The organism is Luminiphilus sp. nBUS_16 (genome assembly GCF_051201645.1).
GTDB lineage: Bacteria > Pseudomonadota > Gammaproteobacteria > Pseudomonadales > Halieaceae > Luminiphilus.
On the sequence record NZ_CP179205.1, the window covers coordinates 1,642,021 to 1,654,609 of the forward strand.

11 protein-coding genes are annotated in these 12,589 nt (G+C 53.4%); 4 read left to right on the forward strand and 7 right to left on the reverse strand.

The annotated features are described in order from the left end of the window. Positions 1-2: 2 nt before the first annotated feature. Together ACMAY6_RS07255 and ACMAY6_RS07260 are read right to left on the reverse strand one after the other, a co-directional pair. Positions 3-1,325 carry a heterodisulfide reductase-related iron-sulfur binding cluster gene (locus ACMAY6_RS07255; RefSeq protein ID WP_435215736.1) on the reverse strand — a complete coding sequence of 441 codons (1,323 nt, stop codon included), beginning with the start codon at positions 1,323-1,325 and terminating at the stop codon, positions 3-5. An 87-nt stretch (positions 1,326-1,412) separates the two neighbouring features. After that, the gene (locus tag ACMAY6_RS07260; RefSeq protein ID WP_007233752.1) at positions 1,413-1,832 is read right to left on the reverse strand and encodes a rubrerythrin family protein; all 420 of its coding nucleotides are present in this window, start codon (positions 1,830-1,832) and stop codon (positions 1,413-1,415) included. Positions 1,833-1,997: 165 nt separating this feature from the next. Between ACMAY6_RS07260 and ACMAY6_RS07265 the strand changes: the two genes are divergently transcribed. Beyond that, on the forward strand, positions 1,998-2,918 hold the full coding sequence (locus ACMAY6_RS07265) for a LysR substrate-binding domain-containing protein (RefSeq protein WP_435215738.1): 921 nt from the start codon (positions 1,998-2,000) through the stop codon (positions 2,916-2,918). 130 nt (positions 2,919-3,048) lie between these two features. Here ACMAY6_RS07265 and ACMAY6_RS07270 read toward each other — a convergent pair whose 3' ends face one another. From ACMAY6_RS07270 to ACMAY6_RS07285, 4 genes are read right to left on the reverse strand one after another with little or no spacing between them, the layout of a single operon-like run. Continuing rightward, entirely contained in the window at positions 3,049-3,636 is a 588-nt protein-coding gene (locus tag ACMAY6_RS07270; protein ID WP_435215740.1) for a YtfJ family protein, read from the reverse strand. A gap of 11 nt (positions 3,637-3,647) precedes the next feature. After that, entirely contained in the window at positions 3,648-5,804 is a 2,157-nt protein-coding gene (locus tag ACMAY6_RS07275; protein ID WP_435215742.1) for a YgiQ family radical SAM protein, read from the reverse strand. Next, on the reverse strand, positions 5,801-6,673 hold the full coding sequence (locus ACMAY6_RS07280; protein WP_435215744.1) for an ion transporter: 873 nt from the start codon (positions 6,671-6,673) through the stop codon (positions 5,801-5,803). The genes ACMAY6_RS07275 and ACMAY6_RS07280 overlap by 4 nt, the downstream gene beginning before the upstream one ends. Further along, on the reverse strand, positions 6,670-7,341 hold the full coding sequence (locus ACMAY6_RS07285) for an arylesterase (RefSeq protein ID WP_435215745.1): 672 nt from the start codon (positions 7,339-7,341) through the stop codon (positions 6,670-6,672). The genes ACMAY6_RS07280 and ACMAY6_RS07285 overlap by 4 nt, the downstream gene beginning before the upstream one ends. On the opposite strand from ACMAY6_RS07285, the gene ACMAY6_RS07290 reads away from it, so the two are divergent. Both ACMAY6_RS07290 and ACMAY6_RS07295 read left to right on the forward strand, forming a co-directional pair. Beyond that, positions 7,340-8,005, forward strand: coding sequence for an ABC transporter ATP-binding protein (locus tag ACMAY6_RS07290; RefSeq protein ID WP_435215746.1), 666 nt, complete (start codon positions 7,340-7,342; stop codon positions 8,003-8,005). The two genes, ACMAY6_RS07285 and ACMAY6_RS07290, sit on opposite strands and share 2 nt — an antisense overlap. Positions 8,006-8,022: 17 nt before the next feature. After that, the gene (locus ACMAY6_RS07295; protein ID WP_435215747.1) at positions 8,023-10,491 is read left to right on the forward strand and encodes an ABC transporter permease; all 2,469 of its coding nucleotides are present in this window, start codon (positions 8,023-8,025) and stop codon (positions 10,489-10,491) included. A gap of 6 nt (positions 10,492-10,497) precedes the next feature. Here ACMAY6_RS07295 and ACMAY6_RS07300 read toward each other — a convergent pair whose 3' ends face one another. After that, positions 10,498-11,478: a malate dehydrogenase gene (locus ACMAY6_RS07300; protein WP_435215749.1), complete on the reverse strand. Its 981-nt coding sequence runs from the start codon at positions 11,476-11,478 to the stop codon at positions 10,498-10,500. A gap of 201 nt (positions 11,479-11,679) precedes the next feature. On the opposite strand from ACMAY6_RS07300, the gene ttcA reads away from it, so the two are divergent. Beyond that, positions 11,680-12,579: a tRNA 2-thiocytidine(32) synthetase TtcA gene (ttcA, locus tag ACMAY6_RS07305; RefSeq protein WP_435215750.1), complete on the forward strand. Its 900-nt coding sequence runs from the start codon at positions 11,680-11,682 to the stop codon at positions 12,577-12,579. Positions 12,580-12,589 lie beyond the last annotated feature (10 nt).

Consider the following 12,589-nt stretch of genomic DNA (forward strand, 5'->3'; position numbering starts at 1 on the left):
TGCTAGAGGCCGTACGCCATGCGCAGAAGCGTCATGGGGTGAAGTGCAGAATCTACTGATTCAGCGAGGTCGGCAATTTGTGCGCCTGCCATGGGACAGTCGCTGATAAAGTGGTCAGGCGCTTGAGCGTCAACTTTCTTCACCGTTGGACGTGCGATTTTAACGGACTTGGCCCGGGTCTCACTCTTAACGGCATAAGTACCATCGTGTCCTGAACACCGCTCATAAGCAACGACCTCACTATCGGCTACCAGAGCCAATACATCACGGGTCTTGAGGCCGATATTTTGCACTCGTTGGTGGCATGCAACCTGATAAGCGACGCTGCCAATGGCCTCGGGGAAATCGGTATTGAAGGCGCCGCCCTTGTGTCGTAGCCACAGGTATTCGAAGGGGTCATAGAATGCCTGTTTCACTTTCTGCACCTGTGGGTCGTCGGGATACATTAGCGGGAGTTCTTGCTTATACATCAGGACACAGGAGGGAATGGGCGCGATCAGGTCATAACCTCGATCCACTAAATCGGCAAGGACAGGAATATTGGCCTGTTTCAAAGCATCGACTGACTCTAGGTCGCCAAGCTCTAGCTTGGGCATTCCGCAACACTTCTCTTTGGGTACGACGTCAATATGCATAGCGTTGTGCTGAAAGACTCTTACAAAATCCTCGCCCACCTCAGGGCTGTTGTAGTTTCCGTAGCAAGTGGCGTAGAGCGCAACCTTCCCTGTGGTCTCCCCAACGGGCGTTGGCGCCACGTTTTTAATGAGGGGGGCCACTCGCTTGCGCAGGGTTTTTGCGTGCATATGGGGAAGAGGAGCCTCGTGGTGGATATCGAGAGTTTTCTCAACGATTTTTCGGAAGCCTGAATTTCGGTTGAGTGCGTTAACGGTAACGTCAACCAACGGTATAGACATCATGCCCAACACGGTGTCGGTGCTGGTTAACGCCTTATCGCGGAACTTGCCGCCTTCCTCCCGGAACTTAATTGCTTTGGCTCGGAGCATAAGGTGAGGGAAGTCGAGGTTGAATTCGTGAGGTGGTACGTAGGGGCATTTGGTAAGAAAACAGAGGTCGCAGAGGTAGCATTGGTCAACAACTTTGGTGTAATCGTCGCGGTCCACGCCGTCAACCTCAAACGTCTCTGACTCGTCAATGAGATCGAATAGCGTTGGAAAAGAGTCGCACAAGCTGACGCAACGGCGACATCCGTGGCAAATATCGAAGACTCGCTCAAGCTCATCGTTGAGGGTGTCTTTTACCCAAAAATCGTCATTTTTCCAGTCAATAGGGTGCCGTGTCGGCGCTTCTAGGCTTCCTTCTCGCATGGCGAATATCCGTATTTTTGGCGGTAATTGAGCTGCGATAAACCAGGGAGCGCTGGGCGCTCCCCATCGTCGAGGGTTACCCCGATGTTAGTCGTCCATCGTATCCAAAGTCTTCTGGAACTTGTTAGCGTGACTGCGCTCGGCCTTGGCAAGAGTTTCAAACCAATCAGCGATTTCGTCGAACCCTTCTTCTCGAGCTGAGCTCGCCATACCCGGGTACATGTCAGTGTACTCGTGAGTTTCTCCGGCGATTGACGCTTCAAGGTTCTTGCGGGTGTCACCCATAGGCAATCCCGTTGCTGGGTCGCCGACGGCTTCTAAGTACTCCAAATGACCGTGGGCATGGCCTGTTTCGCCTTCCGCGGTTGATCGAAAAACAGCGGCAACATCGTTGTAACCCTCGACATCAGCCTTGGCGGCGAAGTAAAGGTAACGTCGGTTGGCTTGAGATTCGCCTGCGAAGGCATCCTTCAGATTCTTCTCGGTTTTGGTACCTTTGAGTTCCATGCTTACTCTCCTGAAATCAAAATGCAGTGACGTCTGAGTCCCTGCGTCACTAACAGGGGATGTTCAATATACCGAAGCTGAGCGATTTTGGCTTACATGGATTTTTTAAAAAATATGATCGAAAATTACGATCATTGGCATCAGTTTGGATAATAGGCGAACTCAATGGCGAGGCAACCCACACTCAAACAGCTGAAGTACCTGTGCGCGGTCGCAGAACACCAGCATTTTGGCCGCGCGGCAGAGGCATCCTATGTCAGCCAAAGTACGCTAAGCGCTGGCATTCAGGAACTGGAAGAGACGCTGTCGGCATCGCTCATTGAGCGCAATAATCGCAAAGTGCTTTTGACGAGCCTTGGGCATGATGTGGTGCTTCGTGCCCAAAGTATGCTGGTCGATGTTGAAGAGCTGATTTCCCTGTGCGCCGCTGCTGGCGAACCTTTTTCAGGGAGAATGCGTTTAGGTGTGATTCCCACGATTGCGCCGTTTATCCTGCCGCAGCTGTTAGGTAGCCTGCGCACGGAGTACCCCGATTTTAAACTCTATATTCGTGAAGACTTAAGTCATCAGTTAGTGGGGGCCCTGCACGCGGGCGAGCTAGACGTGTTGCTATTGGCGCTCCCATTTCCTGCCGACTCGGTAGAGGTGATGTCCCTGATGGCAGATGATTTCTTGCTGGCAAGTCCCTGTCATCATCCCCTGGCTAAAAGCACAACACTGGCAACAGCCGACCTTGAGGGTGAGGATTTGCTGTTACTTGAGGATGGTCATTGTTTACGGGATCACGCCTTGGAGGCTTGTAAACTCAGGGACTCGCAGATCTCTGTGCCATATCAGGCTACTAGCCTCGCCACCATTGTTCAGATGGTGGCTAACGGTATTGGCGTGACGTTATTGCCGGCGATGTCGGTTGCCAGCGGCATTACCGCAGGCACAGATATCGAGGTGACGCCATTTCAGAACGCCGGTATTGCTCGAGAGATCGGTTTGATGTGGCGGCGTAAAACACCAAGAGCTGCTGAGTTTCGCATGCTAGGAGATCGAATTAAGGCCTGTGCTCAAGGGGCAGCCGGCGCTAACGATTGAAAATACCACGCCAACTCACGGTTAGGCTTCGCCGTCTGCTTTCTAGCCTTGGGTGCGGGTGCCTACCGAAGACAACACAGTAAGATCATGCTGGTGCAAACCAACATGCTAATCAGCGTGGTGTGGCTGCCTAATGAGGACTATTAGATTTCAATAAGCCTTTCAGAGTTTGAAAAATTCGTGCCGCGTCGTTGTCGCTAGGCTTACCGAAGATTGCGTCAATCACTAGGCCCGAAGCGTCGGTGACAATGAACGCCGACTGCTCGGTGAGATCCCAGCCTGCCTGCCCTGTGCCAGCTTCATCAAGCACAAGAGTCGCCAAACTGAAGGCGCGTTGTTTGTCGACTACGGTGGCGCGAACGAAGGGTTTTGCAAACGTCGCGGCTGCCTCCAGATTGACAATGGCCGTAATTCGATACCGCGCGAACTCTAGCTCCAATCTCATCCGCTCTGTGAGCGGGTCATAAAGACCGCCGCCTCGGCGTGTTCCCGGCACGTATTGAATAACCTGAATCAGGCCTAAGTCCCTCGGTCCCGACCAGGGCGCGACACGATACCCATCGCGTTCGATCACGACCTGACCACCTTGGATAATGGATATTGGTGGAAGTATTTTTCCTACCTCAACCACAGTGCTGGCAAAAACGTCGTTCCAAGAAACGGCGAGTAGTAGCGCCGACAAAAACTTGGGGAGGGCATTAACCGCGCGTGTCAACATTCCCCTCGTCGTCACTTCTTTCGTTTTCCTGAACGCCCTGGTAGGCCAGTGTGCTGTGTCGCAAAGGGGCGTGCTTTTTCTTTGACCACACGGTGGCGCTTGGGTGGGTCTCTGGAGGGAACCAAATGCAACTTGCCATTACCGATCAGATCCCTGCGGCCCATGCGCTTAAGTTCGTCTCTGAGCAGTGGCCAGTTTTCCGGGTCGTGATAGCGGAGAAAGGCTTTGTGCAGCCTGCGCTGTTTCAGCTTGTCGACTACCGGCAAGGTGTTGTTTGTTCGACGGATGCGTTTTAGCGGGTTATGACGGGTGTGGTACATCGCGGTGGCCGTAGCCATTGGTGATGGGTAGAACGTCTGAACCTGATCGGCTCTGAATTTATTGTGCTTCAACCAAAGGGCCAAATTCATCATGTCTTCATCCCGTGTTCCGGGATGAGCCGCAATGAAGTAGGGGATCAGATACTGTTTTTTCCCCGCCTCTTTCGAATACTTATCAAACAGGGTCTTGAAGCGCTCATAGGTGCCGATGCCCGGCTTCATCATATGGCTCAGAGGCCCGTCTTCAGTGTGCTCTGGGGCAATTTTGAGGTAGCCGCCAACGTGATGGGTCACGAGCTCTTTGACGTATTCTGGCGTCTCTACCGCAATGTCGTAGCGCAACCCCGAGGCAATTAAAACCTTCTTGATACCCGGAACCGCTCTGGCGCGCCGGTATAACGAAATTAAAGGCGTTTGATCGGTATTTAAGTTTTTACAGATGCCGGGAAAGACGCAGGAGAGCTTGCGGCACTTGGCCTCAATTTCCTTGCTCTTGCAGGCCAGTCGCCACATGTTGGCGGTTGGTCCACCAAGATCCGAGATGACTCCGGTAAAAGCAGGGCTAGTATCTCGAATGCGTTCGACTTCACGAATGATCGAATCTTCCGAGCGATTTTGAATGATGCGGCCCTCGTGCTCCGTGATTGAACAAAATGTACAGCCGCCAAAGCAGCCTCGCATTATGTTCACGGAGTGCTGGATCATTTCGAAAGCGGGCACCTTGGCTTCCCCATACTGGGGATGAGCATGACGGGCGTATGGAAGCTCGAAGACCCAATCGAGTTCTTCGGTTTCCAAGGGGATGGGTGGGGGGTTAATCCATACGTCTCGATCACCGTGCGCTTGTATCAGAGGGAGGGCATTGAAGGGGTTTGTCTCTTTATGCAGCACTCTAGAAGCATGGGCATAGAGCACCGGGTCGTCACGAACCTGTTCATAAGAGGGTATTCGAATCACGCTGTGAGCAGGATTTTTTGCCGGCATAATCCGCAATGGTTGCACCGAGTCGTCAGACGTCTCATCGGTGTCACACTGGCTAGGTTCCATGCCTTCGTAGGGGTTGGGGTGCGTATCTATTGGCCCCGGGTTATCGACATCTGTAGAGCGCACCTCTTGAAAACCCGGCTCGATGCCCCGGGTAATAAAGGCGGTGCCACGAATGCTGCGTAGCGCTGAAATAGACTCTCCAGAAGCTAATCGGTGTGTCAGTTCCACTATGGCTCGTTCGGCATTTCCAAACAACAAAATGTCGGCTTTGGAATCGAGTAGTACCGATCGTCTTACCTTCTCACTCCAGTAGTCGTAGTGGGCAATTCGGCGCAGGCTGGCTTCAATGCCGCCTATGACGATTGGCACGTCGTTAAAAGCCTCACGCACCCTTTGGCTGTATACGGTAACCGCTCTGTCAGGACGCATGCCTGCGTGGTCGCCCGGCGTGTAAGCGTCGTCATTACGGCGTTTTCGATCCGCGGTGTAATGATTGATCATTGAGTCCATGTTACCCGCAGCAACGCCCATGAACAGATTTGGCTTGCCCAGCGCTTTGAAGGGCTCTGCGCTGTGCCAATTGGGTTGCGAAATGATGCCCACGCGATAGCCCTGACCCTCGAGTACACGCCCTATGACGGCCATACCAAAGCTAGGATGATCAACGTAGGCGTCTCCTGTCACCACAATGACATCGCAGCTGTCCCAGCCCAGTGCATCCATTTCTTCTCGAGACGTCGGTAAAAACGGTGCCGGGCCTAAACACTCGGCCCAAAATTTTCGGTACTCAAAAATAGGAGTAATACTCGTGTCCTGCTTGCCGCTGACAGCACTTCCTTTTTTTGTCTGATCCAATGTCATGAATTCTCCAGACCTGATGCGGCACTTCGTACAGATTCAGGCATATCCAGTTTTCCGCCGCAGTGTTTGCAAAAGTCAGCGTCAGGGGTGTGCTCACCAGCAGAACAAATCGGACAGTTCCAATTGACGTACAGGATACGGCGTTTGTTGAGGCGCTCCCACAGTTTGGCGGTAATAATGGCCGTCGGCACGGCCAAGATGGAGTAGCCCACCAGCATCCCAAAGGCAGCGAGACTTTTCCCAAGCCCCGTTTGAGGCGTGAGATCGCCGTAACCCACCGTAGTGATGGTGACAACTGCCCAGTAAACGCTCACTGGAATGCTCGTGAAGCCGTGTTCAGGGCCCTCAATGACATAAATCAGGCAGGCAAAAACAACGACCACGATCATAACGAGCACAAAAAAGACGAGAATGGTTCGCGCCGTATTGCGCAAAACTTTGATGATTTCCGTGAGTTCTGCAAACAATTCGAAGAGGCTCAAAACGCGAAATATTCGCATGACACGGATGAGTCGAATGATGAGCAGCGGTGCGGCTTCGGGAATGAGAAAAGCGATGTAGGTTGGCAGTAGCGCGAGCAGATCCACAATGCCCCAGAAACTTGTGACGTAAGCTAGCCTGTTGCCGGTGGTCCAAACCCTCGTGAAATACTCCACGGTAAACAACAAGGTGAAAGCGATCTCCAAACGCATAAAAGTAAGACCGTGTTGCTCATGTAGTGATGCGACGGAATCCATCATCACTACCACCACGCTCACAATAATCATGCCTAAAAGGCTGAGGTCAAATGCCTTGCCTGCAGGCGTTGTTGTGCCGAAAATGATGCTTTCGAGTTGTTGCTGGCGCGCACTTTGCTGTCTAGTGGTCAAGGTTTTGACTCCGTTACTTGAAGAAGAGGGGTCAGGTACGGAAGAACATTGGCAAGTAGCAAAGACTGAGCGTTCGCAGTCGGATGAATCCCGTCGGCCTGCATGAGTTCTGAGTTGAGAGCGATGTTGGCCAAAATAAACGGCGCAACGCTGGCATTGGCTTGTGCAGCGACAATCGAAAAGCTCTCGCGGAATAGCGTGGTGTACCGGTTACCAAAATTGGGTGGGATTTCCATACTGAGTAATAGTACGGTAGCGCCGCTTGCTTGAGAATTGAGCGTGAGCGCAGTGAGATTATCCCTCAGTTTTTTTATTGGGAATCCGCGCAGCCCGTCATTGCCTCCCAACTCGATGACGACGATGTCGGGGGTATGGCGTTTTAGTAGGTCGGGTAAACGCTGAAGCCCACCTCCTGTGGTATCCCCGGAGATGCTCGCGTTGATCACTGTCCAGTCTGTTCGGTTGACCCTCAAGTGCTGCTGCAGTAGTGCGACCCAGCCCTGTTCGAGGTCCATTCCGTAGGCGGCACTGATGCTGTCCCCCAGCACCAACAGTTGTTTGGGGGCACCGAAAGCCGCCGGGGCCGAACAGAGCTGTGCGGCAATAATGACGACGGCGAATCCGCGCCCAAGTCTGGGACGTAAGTTGTGCCAGAGGTACGTAAGCATGATCAAAACCATTAATCTCCAGAAGTCGGTGCCAATAGCGGACGGTGAGTTGGAAATCCTGCGGGGCATTAGCTTCGAAATCAAGCAGGGCGACACGGCCGCTATTGTAGGGGTATCCGGCTCAGGAAAGTCGACACTACTCGGATTGCTTGCTGGGTTAGATGTCGCATCCGGAGGTGACGTCATTATTGACGAACAATCCCTGTCAGCGCTCGATGAGGACCAGCGGGCTGCCCTGCGGGCTGAAAAAGTGGGTTTTGTCTTCCAAAGCTTTCAGCTACTCCCTGCGTTGACGGCGTTAGAGAACGTAATGTTGCCGCTGGAGTTATCCGGCAACACTTCAGCGCTGGCTCGTGCTGCTGGCTATTTGGAGCGTGTGGGCCTAGACCATCGCTTGAATCATTATCCCAGTATGCTGTCTGGCGGGGAGCAGCAGCGGGTGGCGATCGCGAGAGCGTTTGCTGCCAGACCACAAATATTATTTGCGGATGAGCCCACCGGTAATTTAGACAAGGCGACCGGCGATACCGTGATTGAATTATTGTTTGACCTAAACCGCTCGGAAGGTACGACACTGGTGCTCGTCACTCACGATGAGCGTCTTGCTAAGCGCTGCAATCAGCAGTTTGTCATGGAAAATGGTTACCTAGAGGCAGTCGATTGAGACCGGGAAGTCGTGGCATGAATCCGGCAGTTCTCTTGTTGAGAGACTGGCGTGGGGGTGAATTGGGGGTGCTACTTGCAGCACTTCTGCTGGCGGTTTCTGTGGTGGTAGGCATCAGTGCATTTGTGAGCAGTCTCCAGTCGGCGTTGGTTAGCGAAAGTTTGCGTTTTCTAGCGGCTGACCGCGTGGTAACAAGTGGTCAGGCCATTTCCGAAGAATGGACCTCTCAGGCAGAGCTTGAAGGGCTGACGGTGGCTCAGACCCTGAGCTTTCCCTCTATGGCGGTCACTGAAAGTGACAATTTATATCTCGCTTCAATCATGGCGGTCAGTTCGGGTTATCCACTGAGAGGGGAGCTTCTGTCCAGTGCTACGCCCTACGGTGAGGTGCGAACCGATGCCGGTATTCCCAACCCCGGGGAGGCCTATCTGGCGCCTCGACTTTTTGCCCTTCTAGAGGTCCAGCCTGGGGATCGAGTTTGGGTTGGAGATAAAGCGCTGGTTATTTCCGGTGCTGTTCGTGGGCAGCCCGACACGGCCAGTGCGGCTTTTGGTTATGGTCCAAGATTGCTTATGAACCTGGCTGACATTCCTGCCACCGGAGTCATCCAGCCCGGTAGCCGGGTGACTTGGCGGGTGTTACTGGCAGGCGAGGGGAGCGCACTAGACGCCTTTACCCAATGGGTAACGCCGCAGTTGAATCAGGGTCAACGTTTGCTCGGGGTCGAGGACAGTCAGCCCAGCATTAGTCGAACACTGGACAGGGCCCAAGGGTTTTTATTGCTCGCGGGCAGTCTAGGCGTGGTGTTAGCAGCCGCAGCAATAGCCTTGGCAGCCCGAAGATTTTCTGAGCGGCACACGGATCATGTGGCGATTATGAAAAGCCTGGGTGCCAGTCGTGGACGAATCGCCAGGCTCTACGGCGGCAGTTTGCTTATGTTGGGCGGCATTGCCACGGTATTGGGCTGCGCGCTGGGGTGGGCGCTGCAAGCACTGTTCTTCCAGCTTTTTGCCGAGCAACTGCGCGTTCAGCCGGGCGCTGTGGGTTATGAACCGTATTTAATTGGTGGAGCTACTGCGCTGGTTTGCCTCGGGTTTTTTGCATGGCCACCACTGGAGCGACTTGCTCAGATACCCCCGTTGCGAGTTCTACGCCGGGATGTCGATGCTAGTGGTGCCCAACGCTGGATGGACTATGCTTTGGGCGCGATTTCAATTTTTGGCTTGATGTGGTGGTACTCGGGGGACCTAAGAGTCACCGGCAGCGTAGTATCGGGTTTGTCCCTAACCGTCGGGGCAGGCTATTTTGCCGCTCAGATTCTTTTGCGAGGCGGACGGGTGCTGGGGAGCGCAGCGGGTAGCGTATGGCGCCTCGCTCTAGCAAATCTGCAGCGTCGAGGAACCGCCAATGCCTTGCAAATGGTGATTTTTGCGATTGCGATTATGTTGATGTTGGTACTCGTCATCGTCAGGGGTGCACTCATTGACCAATGGCAGGCCCAGTTGCCCCCGGGGAGCCCCAATCATTTTATGCTGAATATCACGGCCGACGAGCGTGGGTCGTTGACCCATTTTCTCGCCGAGCGCGGGATCAAGTCACAGCCTCAATTCCCGATGACTCGAGGCCGGGTTATGGCCGTTAACGGTGAGAAGTTGGCAGCGGCCGACAGCGCCCAGTCGCAACGACGTCAGCGAGAGGCCAATTTCACTTACGCCGACACGTTGCCCGAGGCCAATGAAATTATCGCCGGCGAATGGTGGGATGCCGATACCAATGAGGCGCAGGTGTCGCTGGAGAGGGAGTTTGCTCAGCGTGTGGGTGCCACTGTCGGTGATGTCCTAGAACTGCGTATTGCATCGGAGAGCTTCCAGGCTAGGGTCTCTAGTTTGCGAGAATCTGATTGGCAAAGTATGAAGCCCAATTTTTTCGTCATTTTCCCCAAGAACACTCTGGAGCGTTTCCCCAATACCTTTCTCACCAGCTTCTATCTGCCTGCGGAGCAAAAGGCGCTGCTAAATGAACTCATAACCGCTTTTCCTACGGTAACCATCATTGAGCTTGATATTGTCATTGCGGAAATTCGCACCATCATAGATCGGGTGGGCCAAGCCATCGAGTTGGTACTGGCGGTGATTTTACTGGCGGGTGGCATGGTGTTAATCGCGGGTGTTCAGGCCAGTGTCGATATTCGCCTGCGCGAAAGTGCGCTGCTAAGAGCGTTGGGAGCTAAAAAGAGTCTGTTGCTGGGCGCACTGCTCATAGAGTTTGCGACCCTCGGTGCATTTGCAGGGTTACTCGCTGTATTGGGCGCTGAAATGGCGGCTTGGGCACTGCAGACCCAAGCCCTAGACCTCACATATCAGGCGAGCCCTTGGCTGTGGCCCTGGAGTATTTTTGCTGGTGTGAGTCTCATTGGTGGGCTAGGAGTTTTGAGCTGTCGCAAAGCGGTGGCAGCGCCACCGCTTGTTGTCTTGCGCGAGCTCTAGGAGGAATTATCCTAAAAGATGCGCGACGGCATCTCGCTCATCTGAGAGTTCTTTAGCCGTGGCATCCATCTTTGACCGACTGAACTCACCGACATCAACGCCCTGCACGATGGACCAATCGCCATCGGCACAGCGGCAGGGAAATGAGTAGATAAGTCCTTGGGGTATGCCATAAGAGCCGTCTGAGTAAACGCCCATGGAGACCCAGTCGTCACCGTCAGTGCCAAGAGCCCAACTGCGCATATGGTCGATGGCCGCATTGGCCGCCGAGGCCGCAGAGGATGCTCCCCGCGCTTCAATGATGGCAGCACCTCGTTGTTGTACTGTCGGTATAAAGTTGTCTTCGTACCAAGCCTGATCAATAAGGTCGATCGCTTTCTCATCTCTCACCTTGGCGTTGAACAGGTCGGGGTACTGTGTTGCGGAGTGATTTCCCCAGATCGTCATGCAGGTGATGTCATTAACGGTGGTTCCGGTTTTTTGCGCAATCTGCGTCGCAGCTCGATTGTGATCGAGGCGAGTCATGGCGGTAAAGTTGCGTGGGTCTAGGTCGGGTGCATTGCGTTGTGTAATCAAAGCATTGGTGTTGGCGGGGTTGCCGACTACGAGGACTTTGGCGTTCCGCGAAGCGTGATCATTGAGCGCTTTGCCCTGTACTGAAAAGATGGCGGCGTTGGCTTCGAGCAAGTCTTTTCGCTCCATGCCTGGTCCTCGGGGCCTAGCCCCCACAAGCAAGGCGTAATCGGTATCTTTGAAGCCCACGTTGGGATCGTCAGTGCATACAACACCCGCTAATAAAGGAAAAGCGCAGTCGTCCAATTCCATGCGCACGCCCTCCAGCGCGGTCATGGCTGGAGTGATGTCTAGTAACTGTAGAATTACGGGTTGGTCATCGCCCAACATGGCGCCAGAGGCGATACGAAATAGAAGGGCGTAACCAATTTGGCCTGCGGCGCCAGTAACCGTTACGCGAACGGGAGCTTTCATAATCATGATCCTCAGTGGGAAGCGGATTGCTGCGCAGGGTCAAGGGGTTTTCCGCTGACAACGCCTGCTGCGGGCGCGATTTTCCGGTGCTGACAACAAAAACTCAAGTCGTAACAGGACCTAAACAAATTTTATGTGTGTATTTGGACCCAAAAGCTGCCTTTCTATATGATCGACGCTTCTTTCGACCGGTGTACGGCCATGTCAGGACCTGCCAGAGACAATTTCATCCAAGACGCAAGCTTAGGCCGCGGTCATTCCTCAAAAGACACGCGCAAGCAGGATTATGCCTTGAACAAGCTGCATAAGCGTTTGCGGCGCAATGTTGGGAAAGCTATTGCTGATTTTGCGATGATCGAAGAGGGGGACCGCATTATGGTGTGCCTGTCTGGGGGCAAAGACTCCTATGCGATGCTCGATATCTTGCTGAGCCTCAGAGACCGTGCCCCGGTGGAGTTCGAACTGATTGCGGTCAATTTAGATCAAAAGCAGCCTGATTTTCCCGAGGAGGTACTGCCCAACTATCTGGAGGATCTAGGCGTTCCCTACTATATTTTAGAGCGAGACACCTACAGTGTGGTGAAGTCAGTCATTCCTGAGGGTAAAACGACCTGCGGACTTTGCTCGAGGTTGCGCAGGGGTACGCTCTACGGGTTTGCCGAGCAGATAGGGGCCAGTAAAATCGCTCTGGGGCATCACCGCGACGATATCGTTGAGACACTTTTTTTGAATCTTTTTTTTGCGGGAAAGCTAAAAGCGATGCCGCCAAAGTTGTTAAGCGACGATCGCAAAAATGTAGTGATTCGGCCCATGGCCTATTGCAAGGAGGCGGACATTGCAAAATACGCTGTAGCCAAGGCGTTTCCGATTATCCCCTGCAACTTGTGCGGGTCTCAGACCAATTTGCAGCGACAGGAAATTAAGCAGATGTTGCAGGGCTGGGAGAGACAATATCCTGGCCGCATTGAAACCATTTTTAAAGCACTAAGCAGCGTTTCTCCGTCGCAACTGGCCGATCAAAACCTGTTTAACTTCAAAGACCTATCTATCGAAGTTGATAAAGAAATTCACCTCCCTGAGTTGAAGGTGGTGCAGCTATGAGAAATCTCTT

What these genes read in the sequence shown, in the direction of transcription:
- ACMAY6_RS07255 (WP_435215736.1), bottom strand. Translation starts at nt 1,325, where the DNA reads ATGCGAGAAGGAAGCCTAGAAGCGCCGACACGGCACCCTATTGACTGG.
- ACMAY6_RS07300 (WP_435215749.1), bottom strand. Translation starts at nt 11,478, where the DNA reads ATGAAAGCTCCCGTTCGCGTAACGGTTACTGGCGCCGCAGGCCAAATT.
- ACMAY6_RS07295 (WP_435215747.1), top strand. Translation starts at nt 8,023, where the DNA reads ATGAATCCGGCAGTTCTCTTGTTGAGAGACTGGCGTGGGGGTGAATTG.
- ACMAY6_RS07260 (WP_007233752.1), bottom strand. Translation starts at nt 1,832, where the DNA reads ATGGAACTCAAAGGTACCAAAACCGAGAAGAATCTGAAGGATGCCTTC.
- ttcA (WP_435215750.1), top strand. Translation starts at nt 11,680, where the DNA reads ATGTCAGGACCTGCCAGAGACAATTTCATCCAAGACGCAAGCTTAGGC.
- ACMAY6_RS07285 (WP_435215745.1), bottom strand. Translation starts at nt 7,341, where the DNA reads ATGCTTACGTACCTCTGGCACAACTTACGTCCCAGACTTGGGCGCGGA.
- ACMAY6_RS07275 (WP_435215742.1), bottom strand. Translation starts at nt 5,804, where the DNA reads ATGACATTGGATCAGACAAAAAAAGGAAGTGCTGTCAGCGGCAAGCAG.
- ACMAY6_RS07270 (WP_435215740.1), bottom strand. Translation starts at nt 3,636, where the DNA reads ATGTTGACACGCGCGGTTAATGCCCTCCCCAAGTTTTTGTCGGCGCTA.
- ACMAY6_RS07265 (WP_435215738.1), top strand. Translation starts at nt 1,998, where the DNA reads ATGGCGAGGCAACCCACACTCAAACAGCTGAAGTACCTGTGCGCGGTC.
- ACMAY6_RS07290 (WP_435215746.1), top strand. Translation starts at nt 7,340, where the DNA reads ATGATCAAAACCATTAATCTCCAGAAGTCGGTGCCAATAGCGGACGGT.